This is a genomic window from Enterobacter sp. MGH 16, assembly GCF_000493175.1.
GTDB classification, from domain to species: domain Bacteria; phylum Pseudomonadota; class Gammaproteobacteria; order Enterobacterales; family Enterobacteriaceae; genus Enterobacter; species Enterobacter roggenkampii.
In genome coordinates, this window is record NZ_KI535695.1 from 1,876,254 (window position 1) to 1,890,188 (window position 13,935).

General features: G+C 58.2%; 10 protein-coding genes and 2 tRNA genes. 6 read left to right on the forward strand and 6 right to left on the reverse strand.

The features are described from left to right. Positions 1-21 precede the first annotated feature (21 nt). From purU to L362_RS13840, 3 genes are all read left to right on the forward strand, one after another. Entirely contained in the window at positions 22-864 is an 843-nt protein-coding gene (gene purU / locus L362_RS13850) for a formyltetrahydrofolate deformylase (RefSeq protein WP_023344350.1), read from the forward strand. A gap of 157 nt (positions 865-1,021) precedes the next feature. Next, positions 1,022-1,106: transfer RNA gene (locus L362_RS13845), tRNA-Tyr, on the forward strand. A gap of 35 nt (positions 1,107-1,141) precedes the next feature. Next, a tRNA-Tyr gene (locus L362_RS13840) sits at positions 1,142-1,226 on the forward strand. Positions 1,227-1,303: 77 nt separating this feature from the next. Here the strand turns inward: L362_RS13840 and L362_RS13835 are convergent. After that, positions 1,304-1,747: an Lrp/AsnC family transcriptional regulator gene (locus L362_RS13835; RefSeq protein ID WP_021240337.1), complete on the reverse strand. Its 444-nt coding sequence runs from the start codon at positions 1,745-1,747 to the stop codon at positions 1,304-1,306. Positions 1,748-1,854: 107 nt separating this feature from the next. On the opposite strand from L362_RS13835, the gene L362_RS13830 reads away from it, so the two are divergent. Then, entirely contained in the window at positions 1,855-2,751 is an 897-nt protein-coding gene (locus L362_RS13830) for a DMT family transporter (RefSeq protein ID WP_023344351.1), read from the forward strand. On the opposite strand, the gene narI is transcribed toward L362_RS13830, so the two are convergent. The 5 genes from narI to L362_RS13805 all read right to left on the reverse strand — a co-directional run bounded on the left by narI (position 2,748) and on the right by L362_RS13805 (position 11,184). Beyond that, positions 2,748-3,425, reverse strand: coding sequence for a respiratory nitrate reductase subunit gamma (narI, locus tag L362_RS13825; protein WP_021240339.1), 678 nt, complete (start codon positions 3,423-3,425; stop codon positions 2,748-2,750). The two genes, L362_RS13830 and narI, sit on opposite strands and share 4 nt — an antisense overlap. Then, positions 3,425-4,135, reverse strand: a complete 711-nt coding sequence (narJ, locus tag L362_RS13820) for a nitrate reductase molybdenum cofactor assembly chaperone (RefSeq protein WP_008503001.1) — start codon at positions 4,133-4,135, stop codon at positions 3,425-3,427. The genes narI and narJ overlap by 1 nt, the downstream gene beginning before the upstream one ends. Further along, on the reverse strand, positions 4,132-5,667 hold the full coding sequence (gene narH, locus L362_RS13815) for a nitrate reductase subunit beta (RefSeq protein WP_023344352.1): 1,536 nt from the start codon (positions 5,665-5,667) through the stop codon (positions 4,132-4,134). Before narH ends, narJ begins: the two co-directional genes overlap by 4 nt. Further along, a complete protein-coding gene (locus L362_RS13810) occupies positions 5,664-9,407 on the reverse strand; it encodes a nitrate reductase subunit alpha (RefSeq protein ID WP_023344353.1) in 3,744 nt (1,247 codons plus the stop codon). The genes narH and L362_RS13810 overlap by 4 nt, the downstream gene beginning before the upstream one ends. Before the next feature lie 379 nt (positions 9,408-9,786). Beyond that, positions 9,787-11,184: a NarK family nitrate/nitrite MFS transporter gene (locus L362_RS13805; RefSeq protein ID WP_023344354.1), complete on the reverse strand. Its 1,398-nt coding sequence runs from the start codon at positions 11,182-11,184 to the stop codon at positions 9,787-9,789. 309 nt (positions 11,185-11,493) lie between these two features. On the opposite strand from L362_RS13805, the gene narX reads away from it, so the two are divergent. After that, the gene (gene narX, locus L362_RS13800; RefSeq protein ID WP_023344355.1) at positions 11,494-13,290 is read left to right on the forward strand and encodes a nitrate/nitrite two-component system sensor histidine kinase NarX; all 1,797 of its coding nucleotides are present in this window, start codon (positions 11,494-11,496) and stop codon (positions 13,288-13,290) included. Continuing rightward, positions 13,283-13,933, forward strand: a complete 651-nt coding sequence (gene narL / locus L362_RS13795) for a two-component system response regulator NarL (protein WP_008499531.1) — start codon at positions 13,283-13,285, stop codon at positions 13,931-13,933. Before narX ends, narL begins: the two co-directional genes overlap by 8 nt. The last annotated feature ends 2 nt before the right edge of the window (positions 13,934-13,935 follow it).

Consider the following 13,935-nt stretch of genomic DNA (forward strand, 5'->3'; position numbering starts at 1 on the left):
TACAAACAGGATTTCCCGGCGATGCAATCATTACAACGTAAAGTTCTGCGCACCATCTGTCCCGATCAAAAAGGGCTGATCGCACGAATTACCAACATTTGCTACAAACATGAACTGAATATCGTGCAGAACAACGAGTTCGTTGACCACCGTACCGGCCGCTTCTTCATGCGTACCGAACTGGAAGGTATTTTCAACGACACCACGCTGCTGGCCGATCTGGACAGCGCGCTTCCGGAAGGTTCCGTGCGCGAGCTGATCCCTGCGGGCCGACGCCGCATCGTGATCCTGGTGACCAAAGAAGCACATTGTCTGGGCGACCTGCTGATGAAAGCCAACTACGGCGGTCTGGATGTCGAAATTGCGGCTGTTATTGGTAACCACGAGACGTTGCGCTCGCTGGTCGAGCGCTTTGATATTCCGTTCGAGCTGGTTAGCCATGAAGGCCATACGCGCGAAGAGCACGACGATCTGATGGCGCAGGCCATTGAAGCGCATAACCCGGACTACGTGGTGCTGGCGAAATACATGCGCGTGTTAACGCCGTCTTTCGTGGCGCGTTTCCCGAACAAGATCATCAACATCCACCACTCGTTCCTGCCGGCCTTTATTGGCGCGCGTCCATACCACCAGGCCTACGAGCGCGGCGTGAAGATCATCGGCGCGACAGCCCACTACGTGAATGACAACCTGGACGAAGGTCCCATCATCATGCAGGACGTGATTCATGTGGATCACACCTACACCGCTGAGGACATGATGCGTGCAGGGCGTGACGTTGAGAAGAATGTGTTAAGCCGCGCGCTGTATCAGGTACTGGCCCAGCGTGTCTTCGTTTACGGCAACAGAACCATCATTCTTTAATCTTTCGGAAAATGAATTGATTAGCTTTGCGCCTTTACGGATAAAAAGCAGGCAAACAACTTCATTTCCCTAAAGGAAAGCTTTACAGGGGCGTCTCATTTGATATGATGCGCCCCGCTTCCAGCAGGAAGCAGGCCAGTAAAAAGCATTACCCCGTGGTGGGGTTCCCGAGCGGCCAAAGGGAGCAGACTGTAAATCTGCCGTCATCGACTTCGAAGGTTCGAATCCTTCCCCCACCACCATCTCTCAGCACGACCTCAAAATTTGAATTACCCCTGGTGGGGTTCCCGAGCGGCCAAAGGGAGCAGACTGTAAATCTGCCGTCATCGACTTCGAAGGTTCGAATCCTTCCCCCACCACCATCACTTCCCCAACATAAAAAAACCGAGTCCGCCCTTGTAGGCCGGGTAAGGCGCAGCCGCCACCCGGCGACAGAAACCTACATCGGAGGCAAACGACGCCTGACCGGCGAACTCTTCACAATCGACGTATTACACTGGGCATGTTCCGCCAGGCCGTCCAGCAGCGCATCAAGCTGTTCGATTGACCGCACCACCAGCCTGATGACGAAGCAGTCCTCCCCGGTGACTTTGTCGCTCTCAATACACTCCGGCATCGCCTGAATATACTTATCCACCTTATGCAACAGCCCTGGCAACGGCCGTACGCGCACCAGCGCCTGCAGCGTATACCCCAGCGCCGCCAGATTCACCCGCGCACCATACCCCTGAATCACTCCGCGCTCTTCCAGCCGCTTCAGGCGCTCTGCCGTACTGGGGGACGTCAGACCGATGCGGCCGCTGAGCACCTTCAACGACATGCGCGCATCCTCAACCAGGCAGGCTAAAATTTGTCGGTCGATATCATCGATAAGGCATTCCATTCTTTTCACCTAATTTTAAAAAGTCATTTACCTTTTCAACCTTATCTCACCCCTGTAAAAGCCGACAGCGATTTTCGACAATAGCGTCATTAATCAGGAGGTGGATGATGCGTGATTTCCATAAAGGCGTGTGGCAAATGAGCCTCGCGATGTTAATTTCCGGCTCTATCGGCGCGTTTGTTTTGCTCTCCGGTCTGCCGGTGACGGAAGTGGTGTTCTGGCGCTGTCTTATCGGGGCTATGGCGCTTTTTATTTTTATCCGGGCAAGTCAAAAGCCTTTCAGCCCCCTCACCCGCACCACGCTGCTGCTGGCTATTCTTGGCGGCGTGGCGCTCGTGGTGAACTGGCTGCTGCTCTTCGCGGCCTATGAGCGTATCTCAATTGGTCTTTCAACCGTGGTCTATAACACCCAGCCTTTTATGCTGGTCTTGATGGGGGTGTTTCTGGGCGAACGCGTCAGCCTGGTGAAATGGGGCTGGCTATTCCTCGCCTTTGGCGGCGTGGTGATCCTGCTCTCCAGCGAGCTCACCGGCGCGCATGGCAGCGAATGGCTCACCGGGATAGGTTTGGCCATGGCCGCGGCCTTCTTCTACGCGCTGACGGCAATCATTGCGCGCAAACTGAAAACAATCGCACCGCAGCATATTGCCTTTATCCAGGTGCTGACCGGCGTCGTGATGCTTTTGCCGTTTGCCAGACTGCCGTCATTTTCCGGTGATTTCCCCTGGCCGATGCTGCTGACGCTCGGCATTGTCCATACCGGCATTATGTACCAGCTGCTCTACAGCGCAATTCAGAAGCTGCCTACGCCCATCACCGGCTCCCTGTCGTTTATCTATCCGGTGGTGGCAATTGTTGTCGATAATCTGGTGTTCGGACACGCGCTTAACCTGACGCAGCTGGCGGGCGGCGCGCTGATCCTGTTTGCTGCCGCGGGCAACAACCTGGGCTGGGGTGAAAAAAAACCCCGCGAGTGCGGGGTTAGTATCAAAACGGCGAATTAGCGACGGGCGCGTACAATCTGGTATTTGCGCGTCAGGTACTCCACCGGCGCGCTCCAGATGTGGACCAGGCGGGAGAACGGGAACAGCACAAACAGCGTCATCCCCAGCACCAGGTGAACGCGGAAGATAAACGCCACGCCGTCCAGGTGCTCAGATGCTCCGCCGTGGAAGGTCACCACGGACTGCGCCCAGCCGACCAGCTTCATCATTTCGCTTCCGTCCATATGCTGCGCCGAGAACGGAATGGTCAGCAGACCCAGCGCGCACTGTACCATCAGCAGGGAGAGGATCAGGATATCCGCTGCGGTTGTGGTGGCACGCACGCGCGGGCTGAACAGACGACGCTTGAGCAGCAGCAGGCCGCCAACAAGGGTCATCACGCCGCAGGCACCGCCCGCGATCATCGCCATCTTCTGCTTCACTTCAATCGGCAGCCACGCTTCATACATCCAGTGCGGCGTCAGCATCCCGAGGAAGTGACCGGCAAAAATGCCCAGAATCCCGATGTGGAACAGGTTAGACGCGACGTGCATCCCCTTGCGGTCCAGCATCTGGCTGGAGGCGGCACGCCAGGTGTACTGGCCATAATCGTAACGCAGCCAGCTTCCCACCAGGAACACGGTGCCCGCGATATACGGGTAAATGTCAAAGAAGAACATATTCAGGAAGTGCATTAGTGCCGTCCTCCGTTAGAGATATTCAAATATTGCGGGGCAACCGCGCCGGCAAAACGGCGCTGGTGAGCAGCGATTTCAGACTCGCCGCAGTTCTGGTCGGCAAAGAATTTGACCTGCTCTTCTTCCCAGACCGCATCCAGCGCCTGTGGCGTATCGTCACGGGCCTCATCGGCGATTTTCTCCGCCACTTTTTCACTGTCGACAGAGGCGTTGGCGAGCTTCACCAGCAGATCGAACAGCACCGCGTAGCGGCTCTCACGCTGCTGAAGACGCGCGCCGAGCAGCGCCAGGATCGGCGCGATGTCCTGCAGACCGCCCAGCGCCTCTTCTTTTGGCAGCTGCGCCAGATATTCCAGATAGAGCGGCAGGTGATCCGGCAGCTCGCGGCTGTCGAGCTGCAGGCCGTGCTGCTCGTACTGTGCCATCAGGTCAACCATCGCCTGACCGCGGTCGCGGGATTCACCGTGAACGTGTTCGAACAGCAGCAGCGAGGTCGCACGCCCCCGGTCAAACAGCTGACTGTAGTCCGCCTGCGCATCAAGAAGATCGCGCGCCAGCAGGTCACGGAGGAAAACGCCCAGCTTCTGGGCATCTTCTTTATCCAGGTTTTCAGATGCCGCAAGCGCATCAAAAAGTTCCTGCTGGTGCTGCGCCAGCGCAGCATCCGGGTACTCGAGCAGACGCGAAACAATGACGAGTTCAATCATGAGTGCGGCTCCGTTTTACTGGTCACATCCATGGCGTCGATGCGGCGGCTGTTGAACAGGTTGAATTTGCTGTCTGACCCGTGGCAGCCGTCGCCAAAGGTAAAGCCACAGCCGTTTTTCTCCGGGAAGGCCTCGCGGGCCAGCTCACGGTGGCTGCTCGGCACCACGAAACGGTCTTCGTAGTTGGCTATCGCCAGATAGCGGTACATTTCCTGCGCCTGCGCTTCGGTCAGACCGACCTCTTCCAGCGCGCGGGTGTCGGTTACGCCGTCCACGGTTTCGGCACGCTTGAAGTGGCGCATCGCCAGCATACGCTTCAGCGCCAGCAGTACGGGCTGGGTATCCCCTGCGGTCAGCAGGTTGGCCAGGTACTGTACCGGGATACGCAGACTCTCCACGTCCGGCAGAATGCCGTTGCTGCCCAGCTCACCCGCGTCAGCGGCAGACTGAATCGGCGACAGCGGCGGCACGTACCAGACCATCGGCAGCGTGCGGTATTCCGGATGCAGCGGCAGGGCCAGCTTCCAGTCCATCGCCATTTTGTACACCGGAGACTGCTGCGCGGCGTCAATCACGCTCTGCGGAATGCCGTCCTTCAGCGCCAGCTCAATCACCTTCGGATCGTTCGGGTCGAGGAAGACATCCAGCTGACGCTGATACAGATCCTTCTCGTTCTCGGTGCTCGCGGCGTTTTCAATCGCGTCCGCGTCGTACAGCAGCACGCCGAGGTAGCGAATACGGCCTACGCAGCTTTCGGAACAGACGGTCGGCATACCGGCTTCGATACGCGGGTAGCAGAAAATGCACTTCTCGGACTTGCCGCTCTTCCAGTTGAAGTAGATCTTTTTGTACGGGCAGCCGGTGATGCACATGCGCCAGCCGCGGCACTTGTCCTGGTCGATCAGCACGATGCCGTCTTCTTCACGCTTGTAGATGGCGCCGCTCGGGCAGGTCGCCACGCACGCCGGGTTAAGGCAGTGCTCGCACAGGCGCGGCAGATACATCATGAAGGTGTTTTCGAACTGGCCGTACATCGCCTTCTGCATGTTCTCGAAGTTCTGGTCTTTGGCGCGTTTTTCGAACTCGCCGCCCAGAATCTCCTCCCAGTTTGGACCGCTGGTAATTTTGTCCATGCGCTGACCGGTGATCAGCGAGCGGGGACGGGCGATCGGCTGGTGTTTACCTTCCGGCGCGTTGTGCAGATTCTGGTAGTCGTAGTCAAACGGCTCGTAGTAATCCTCGATGCCCGGCAGGTGCGGGTTAGCAAAGATTTTTCCCAGAAGCCAAGCGCGGTTACCCATGCGCGGCTGCAGCTTGCCGTTGATTTTGCGGATCCAGCCGCCCTTCCACTTCTCCTGGTTTTCCCAGTCGGTCGGGAAGCCGGTGCCCGGCTTGCTTTCCACGTTGTTGAACCAGGCGTATTCCATACCTTCGCGGCTGGTCCAGACGTTTTTACAGGTGACCGAGCAGGTATGGCAGCCGATGCATTTATCCAGATTCAGCACCATGCCGACTTGTGAACGAATTTTCATTTTACGCTCTCCTGTACCTGGTCATTACCTTCGCCGTCTAACCAGTTAATATTCTTCATCTTACGTACCACCACGAACTCATCGCGGTTCGATCCTACGGTGCCGTAGTAGTTAAAGCCGTAGGCCAGCTGGGCATAGCCACCAATCATGTGGGTCGGCTTCGGCGTAATGCGGGTCACGGAGTTGTGGATCCCGCCGCGCTGCTCGGTGATCTCTGACCCCGGCAGGTTCACGATACGTTCCTGCGCGTGGTACATCATGGTCATCCCGGCCGGTACGCGCTGGCTCACCACCGCACGCGCCGTCAGGGCACCGTTGCTGTTGAACACTTCGATCCAGTCGTTATCTTCAATACCCAGATCTTTGGCGTCCGTTTCGCTCATCCAGACAATCGGACCGCCGCGCGACAGGGTCAGCATCAGCAGGTTGTCACTGTAGGTGGAGTGGATACCCCACTTCTGGTGCGGCGTCAGGAAGTTCAGCGCCTTCTCCGGGTTACCGTTCGATTTCGCGCCCATCACCGCTTTCACGGAGCGGGTGTCGATAGGCGGACGGTACACCAGCAGGCTTTCACCGAAGTCGCGCATCCACTGGTGGTCCTGATACAGCGACTGGCGGCCGGACAGGGTGCGCCATGGGATCAGCTCGTGAACGTTGGTGTAGCCCGCGTTATAGGACACATGCTCGTCTTCCAGACCTGACCAGGTCGGGCTGGAGATAATCTTGCGCGGCTGGGCCTGAATATCGCGGAAGCGGATTTTCTCTTCCTCTTTATTCGTCGCCAGGTGCGTATGGTCGCGACCGGTGAACTCGCTCAGCGCCGCCCAGGCCTTCACCGCGACGTGGCCGTTGGTTTCCGGGGCCAGGGTCAGGATCATCTCTGCCGCATCAATCGCCGTGTTCAGCATGGGCTGGCCTTTCGCCGGGCCGTCCGCTTTGGTGTAGTTGAGCTTGCGCAGCAGATCCATTTCGCTCTGGGTGTTCCAGGCGATCCCTTTCCCGCCGTTGCCGATTTTCTCCATCAGCGGGCCGATAGAGGTAAAGCGCTCGTAGGTTGCCGGGTAGTCACGTTCAACCGGAATGATGTGCGGTGCGGTCACGCCCGGGATCAGGTCGCATTCGCCTTTTTTCCAGTCCTTCACGTCCAGCGGCTGCGCCAGTTCGGCAGCGGAGTCGTGCTGGATGGGCAGCGTTACCACGTCGGTCTCTTTGCCGAGGTGCCCCACGCAGACTTCGGAGAAGGTCTTCGCGATGTCTTTGTAGATTTCCCAGTCGCTTTTTGATTCCCACGCCGGGTCAACGGCCGCAGACAGCGGATGAATAAACGGATGCATATCCGAGGTATTCATGTCGTCTTTTTCGTACCAGGTGGCGGTAGGCAGCACGATGTCGGAGTACAGGCAGGTGCTGGACAGACGGAAGTCGAGGGTCACCACCAGATCCAGCTTGCCGTCGAGACCGTTGTCTTTCCACTCCACCTCTTCCGGCTTCACGCCGCCCTGCTTGCCGAGATCTTTACCCTGGATACCGTTTTCGGTACCGAGCAGGTACTTCAGCATGTACTCGTGGCCTTTACCGGACGAGCCCAGCAGGTTGGAGCGCCAGATGAACAGGTTGCGCGGGTGGTTTTTACCATTTTCCGGCTGTTCTGCCGCAAAGCGGATTGAGCCATCCTTCAGGGATTGCACGGTGTAATCCACCGGTGACATGCCCGCTTTCTTGGCCTCTTGTGCAATGCGCAGCGGGTTCGTGCCCAGCTGCGGCGCCGACGGCAGCCAGCCCATGCGCTCGGCGCGGACGTTGAAGTCAATCAGATGGCCGCTGTAGCGGGATTTATCCGCCATCGGCGACAGCAACTCCTGTGCGGTAACCGTCTCGTAACGCCACTGGCTGGAGTGGTTATAGAAGTAGGAGGTGCTGTTCATGTGGCGTGCCGGACGCTGCCAGTCAAGGGCAAACGCCAGCGGCTGCCAGCCGGTCTGCGGACGCAGTTTTTCCTGACCCACGTAGTGCGCCCAGCCGCCGCCGCTCTGGCCGACGCAGCCGCAGAAGATCAGCATGTTGATCAGACCACGGTAGTTCATATCGAGGTGATACCAGTGGTTAAGACCCGCACCGACGATGATCATCGAGCGACCGTGGGTCTTGTCGGCGTTTTCCGCAAACTCGCGGGCGATACGCACGATCTGCGCGCGTGGAACGCCGGTGATCTGCTCCGCCCATGCCGGGGTATAAGCCTTCACGTCGTCATAGCCGGTTGCGCAGTTTTCATCACCCAGACCGCGTTCCAGGCCGTAGTTCGCCATGGTCAGGTCATAGACGGTGGTGACCAGCGCGGTAGTCCCGTCGGCCAGCTGCAGGCGTTTCACCGGCAGCTTGTGCATCAGCACGTTTTTCAGCTCAACCTTGTTGAAGTGCTCGGAACCTTCGCCGCCAAAGTACGGGAAGCCCACCTCAGCGATCTCGTCCTGGCTACCCAGCATGCTCAGACGCAGTTCCGTCTCTTCACCGGTCGTGCCGTTACGCTGCTCAAGGTTCCACTTGCCCTTCTCGCCCCAGCGGAAGCCGATAGAACCGTTTGGCGCCACCAGCTCGCCGTTGCTGTTATAGGCAACGGTTTTCCACTCTGGGTTATTTTCCTGGCCCAGCGCGTCCACCAGATCGGCGGCGCGCAGCGTACGGCCTGCTGCGTAGTAGCCGTCACGCTCTTCGAGCATCACCAGCATCGGCATATCGGTGTAGCGACGGACGTAGTCGGTGAAGTACTGGCTTGGTTTATCCAGGTGGAACTCGCGCAGCATGACGTGGCCCATCGCCATCGCCATCGCGGCATCGGTCCCCTGTTTCGGTGCCAGCCACAGGTCGCACAGCTTGGCGATTTCGGCGTAGTCCGGGGTCACCGCAACGGTTTTGGTGCCTTTGTAACGCACCTCGGTAAAGAAGTGTGCGTCCGGCGTACGGGTCTGCGGCACGTTTGAGCCCCAGGCAATGATGTAGCTGGAGTTGTACCAGTCGGCGGACTCCGGTACGTCGGTCTGTTCGCCCCAGGTCTGTGGAGACGCCGGCGGCAGGTCGCAGTACCAGTCGTAGAAGCTCAGGCAGGTACCGCCGATTAAGGAGAGATAGCGCGCGCCGGAAGCGTAAGAGACCATCGACATCGCCGGGATTGGCGAGAAGCCTGCCACGCGGTCAGGACCGTAGGTTTTCACGGTGTAGACGTTGGAGGCCGCAATCAGCTCGTTCACCTCTTTCCAGGAAGAGCGAACGAAACCACCGCGACCGCGCGCCTGTTTGAAGCTTTTCGCTTTGTCGGCGTCCTCGATGATGGATGCCCACGCATCAACCGGGTCGCTGTGCTGCACTTTCGCTTCACGCCACATTTTCATCAGGCGTTTACGCATCAGCGGGTATTTGAGACGGTTGGCGCTGTAGAGATACCAGGAGTAGCTGGCGCCGCGCGGGCAGCCGCGCGGTTCATGGTTCGGCATATCCGGACGGGTGCGCGGGTAGTCGGTCTGCTGCATTTCCCACGTCACCAGACCGTTTTTAACGAAAATCTTCCAGCTACATGAGCCAGTGCAGTTTACGCCGTGGGTAGAACGGACGACTTTGTCATGCTGCCAGCGCTGGCGGTAACCGTCTTCCCAGTCCCGGTTGGTATCCAGAACCTGGCCGTGCCCATCGGCAAACGTTTCGCCCTTCTGCTTGAAGTAGCGAAACCGGTCCAAAAACTTGCTCATCGGGTATCTCCTGTATGGAGCCTGTGGCTCTCTAAATCGACATTGCTGATTTGCAGCGAAGGTAACGCCCTGAAAGAGAGGGAGAATTGATAACGATCAAGACGACGAGGGACTTTCAGGCGAGGGATTACACCAAATACCACCAAAGCGGTATCTTTATAAATTTTATATCTATATGAAATATAAGGTTATTTCAATTTCATCCTACAAAAGACCAGGCAAAATTTAACATCTCAGGTATTAAGGGGTAGAGCGCCCTGGAAAGCGATGGCGATCACAGTGTTGCCTGCGGATTTCCTGAGAAGAGCTTTCAGTATGTTGTAACTATTTTGACCCAAAAAAAACGCGGCCCGAAGGCCGCGTAAACGGATAATCACACTTACTTATTTTTTTTGGTATTACGGCCATATACCAGCCACGTAATCACAACGCAGGCGATATAGAAGATGAGGAAGACCTTCATTGCACCCGCCGGAGAGCCGGTCAGATCCAGTGAGATGCCGAACGCTTTCGGAATAAAGAAGCCGCCAATTGCGCCAATCGCAGAGATAAAGCCCAAGGCTGCAGCCGTATCCGTTGCCGCTTCACGCATCGCCTGCTCTTCGCTTCCGCCCTGCGCCTTCACGCGGTCCATCGTCAGCTTGCGGAAGATCACGGAGATCATCTGGAAGGTAGACGCACTCCCCAGCCCGGCCGTCAGGAACAACATCATAAACACGCCGAAGAAGGCGATGAAGCTCCCGCCCTGTCCGTCAGCAGGCAGCGTCAGGAACAGCAGCGCACAGAAGACTGCCATCACGACGAAGTTAACCAGCGTCACGCGGGTCCCGCCCAGACGGTCGGATACCATGCCGCCCAGCGAACGCGCCAGGGCGCCAATAAACGGGCCGAAGAAGGCGAATTGCAGGATCTGCACGTCCGGGAACTGCGTTTTCGACAGCATCGCAAAGCCCGCCGAGAAGCCGATAAACGAACCGAAGGTCGCCAGATACAGCAGCGCCATCACCCAGAGGTGTCCACGCTTCAGCACCGGCAGCTGTTCGCTCAGCGACGCCTTCGACGCGGACAGGTCATTCATAAAGAACCAGGCTGCAAGGGTAAAGACCACGAGGAACGGCACCCAGATCCAGGCTGCGTTTTGCAGATAGAGGGAAGAACCATCCGCCTGCTCAACGCCACCGCCGCCAAAGGCTGCAAAAATGGAGACCGAGATCGCCAGGGGAGCGATCAGCTGCATCACGCTCACGCCCATATTGCCCAGACCGCCGTTAATCCCCAGCGCGCCGCCCTGCTTCGCTTTCGGGAAGAAGAAGCTGATGTTCGCCATGCTGGATGCGAAGTTCGCCCCGGCAAAGCCGCACAGCAGGGAGATAATCACGAACACGCTGAACGGCGTGGAGGTATCCTGCACCGCAAAGCCAAGCCACACGCAAGGGACGATCATGATGCCCGTACTGAACGCCGTCCAGCGACGGCCGCCGAAGACCGGCACCATAAACGCGTAAGGGACGCGCAGCAGCGCGCCTGACAGCGACGGCAGCGCGGTCAGCATAAACAGCTGATCGGTTGTGAACGTAAACCCGACTTTGGGCAGGTTTACCGCTACCGCGCTAAACAACATCCACACGCAAAACGCTAACAACAGGCACGGCACGGAAATCCACAGATTCCGGCTTGCTACACGATGGCCGCGCTGTTGCCAGAACGCCGGATCCTCTGGACGCCAGTCAGTAATAACGGCACCATTTTCCCTTTCGGGAGCGGATGAGTGACTCATAGACACCTCTGATTCTCGAATGATGCTGCAAACATTAGGGTTTTAGGGCGGCGGTAAGTTGATATAAATCAAAGGAAAAGTGGGAGGATTTGCGGCGTAAAATAAGGCCTCACCCTTAGTGAGTAGGCTAATTCGGTAAAAAAGACGTGGTTTTTCACGGCACTGACGGTTCCCTGCAGCGCCCACCTCTTTCCCCCTACTCCGTTGGCAATTTAGGGGTAATCCTTTATTGGTATGGGTATACTCCAGGGTATGCACCAGAATAGCGCCATTCCTGCAAGCAGGCCACGTCAGGAGCACGCCCACTCTATGTTAAAAAGATGCTTATCTCCGCTAACGCTCGTGAATCAGCTCGCCCTGATTGTTTTGCTGTCCACCGCCATCGGCGTGACCGGCATGGCGATCTCCGGCTGGCTGGTACAAGGGGTACAGGGTAATGCGCATGCCATCAACGAGGCAGGCTCGCTACGCATGCAGAGTTACCGTCTGCTGGCGGCGGTTCCGCTGACGCAGGACGATCGGCCTTTAATCGATGAAATGGAGCGCACGGCGTTCAGCCCCGAGCTGGAAAATGCCGCCATCCGTGCCGGTCAGCAATCCCAGTTGAAAGCCCTTCAGGGGTACTGGCACACCCAGCTGCAGCCGGGCCTGAAACAGGCACGCAGTACAGAAGCCGTTGCCCAGGACGTGGCGGGGTTTGTCTCCCGCATTGACGCGCTGGTCTCCGCGTTCGACCAGACGACCGAATTACGCATCGACCGGGTGGTGATGGTGCACCGGGCCATGGCGCTGTTTATGGGGCTGCTGCTGATCTTCACCATCGTCTGGCTCCGCGCGCGTCTGCTGAATCCCTGGAAACAGCTGCTGGCGATGGCCCGCGCGGTCACCGCACGCGATTTTACCCAGCGCACGCACATTAGCGGGCGCAACGAGATGGCCATGCTCGGCCAGGCACTCAATACCATGTCGGCCGAGCTCTCCGAGAGCTACGCGGTGCTGGAGCAGCGCGTACAGGAAAAAACGGCCGGGCTGGAGCAGAAAAACGAGATCCTCTCCTTCCTGTGGCAGGCCAACCGTCGCTTGCACATGCAGGTGCCGCTATGTGAACGTCTCTCACCGGTGCTGAATGGCCTGCAAACGCTGACCCTGCTGCGCGATCTGGAGCTGCGGGTCTACGATGTGGAAGACGAAGAGAACCACCAGGAATTTACCTGTCAGTCCGATATGTCCTGCGATGACAAAGGCTGCCATCTTTGCCCTCGCGGCCTGCCGCCGCTGACCTCCGGCGGCACGACCCTGAAGTGGCGCCTGACGGACAGCCACACTCAGTACGGCATTCTGCTGGCCACCCTGCCAACCGGACGCCACCTGAGCCACGACCAGCAGCAGCTGGTAGATACGCTGGTTGAACAGCTGACGGCCACGCTGGCGCTCGACAGGCATCAGGAAAAACAGCAGCAGCTGATCGTCATGGAAGAGCGCGCGACCATCGCCCGCGAGCTGCACGACTCCATCGCCCAGTCGCTTTCCTGTATGAAAATGCAGGTGAGCTGCCTGCAGATGCAGGATGCGGAGATGCCCGACAGCAACAAGCAGCTGCTCAGCCAGATCCGCAACGAGCTGAACACCTCCTGGGTGCAGCTGCGCGAGCTGCTGACCACCTTCCGTCTGCAGCTGACCGAGCCGGGCCTGCGCCCGGCGCTGGAATCCAGCTGTCACGAATTTAGCGCCCGGCTGGGGTTCCCGGTGAAGCTGGATTACCAGCTGCCGCCGCGCTTTGTCCCCTCCCATCAGGCCATACATTTACTGCAGATCGCCCGCGAAGCGCTGAGCAACGTGCTTAAACACGCTGAAGCAACGGCGGTCACGGTCACCGTCAGCCAGCACGACAATCAGGTGAAACTGACGGTTCACGATAACGGCCGCGGCGTGCCGGAAAATGCCGAACGCACTAACCACTATGGTTTAATCATTATGCGAGACCGCGCCCAAAGCCTGCGCGGTGATTGCCAGGTTCGCCGGAGAGAGACGGGCGGCACGGAAGTTGTCGTCACCTTTATTCCCGAGAAACCGCTTACAACTGCTCAAGGAGATACCCATGACTAATCAGGAACCGGCATCCATCCTGTTGATCGACGACCATCCGATGCTGCGTACTGGCGTGAAACAGCTGGTCAGCATGGCGCCCGATATCACCGTGGTGGGCGAAGCCAGCAACGGCGAACAGGGCATTGAGCTTGCCGAATCCCTCGATCCCGATCTGATCCTGCTCGATCTGAATATGCCGGGCATGAACGGACTGGAGACCCTCGACAAGCTGCGGGAAAAATCGCTTTCCGGACGCATCGTTGTCTTTAGCGTGTCGAACCATGAAGAGGATGTGGTCACGGCGCTGAAGCGCGGGGCAGATGGCTATCTGCTGAAAGACATGGAGCCGGAAGATCTGCTTAAGGCGCTGCAGCAGGCGGCGGCGGGCGAGATGGTATTGAGCGAAGCCTTAACGCCGGTGCTGGCCGCCAGCCTGCGCGCTAACCGCGCCACATCTGACCGTGACGTCAGCCAGCTCACGCCGCGCGAGCGCGACATTCTCAAGCTCATTGCCCAGGGCCTGCCGAACAAAATGATCGCTCGCCGCCTGGATATCACCGAAAGCACGGTCAAAGTGCACGTGAAGCATATGCTGAAGAAAATGAAGTTAAAATCTCGCGTTGAAGCCGCCGTGTGGGTGCATCAGGAACGCATTTTCTAAGG

Excerpts from the sequence above, each read along its gene's own strand:
- purU (WP_023344350.1), top strand. The coding sequence starts at position 22 with ATGCAATCATTACAACGTAAAGTTCTGCGCACCATCTGTCCCGATCAA.
- L362_RS13835 (WP_021240337.1), bottom strand. The coding sequence starts at position 1,747 with ATGGAATGCCTTATCGATGATATCGACCGACAAATTTTAGCCTGCCTG.
- L362_RS13830 (WP_023344351.1), top strand. The coding sequence starts at position 1,855 with ATGCGTGATTTCCATAAAGGCGTGTGGCAAATGAGCCTCGCGATGTTA.
- narI (WP_021240339.1), bottom strand. The coding sequence starts at position 3,425 with ATGCACTTCCTGAATATGTTCTTCTTTGACATTTACCCGTATATCGCG.
- narJ (WP_008503001.1), bottom strand. The coding sequence starts at position 4,135 with ATGATTGAACTCGTCATTGTTTCGCGTCTGCTCGAGTACCCGGATGCT.
- narH (WP_023344352.1), bottom strand. The coding sequence starts at position 5,667 with ATGAAAATTCGTTCACAAGTCGGCATGGTGCTGAATCTGGATAAATGC.
- L362_RS13810 (WP_023344353.1), bottom strand. The coding sequence starts at position 9,407 with ATGAGCAAGTTTTTGGACCGGTTTCGCTACTTCAAGCAGAAGGGCGAA.
- L362_RS13805 (WP_023344354.1), bottom strand. The coding sequence starts at position 11,184 with ATGAGTCACTCATCCGCTCCCGAAAGGGAAAATGGTGCCGTTATTACT.
- narX (WP_023344355.1), top strand. The coding sequence starts at position 11,494 with ATGTTAAAAAGATGCTTATCTCCGCTAACGCTCGTGAATCAGCTCGCC.
- narL (WP_008499531.1), top strand. The coding sequence starts at position 13,283 with ATGACTAATCAGGAACCGGCATCCATCCTGTTGATCGACGACCATCCG.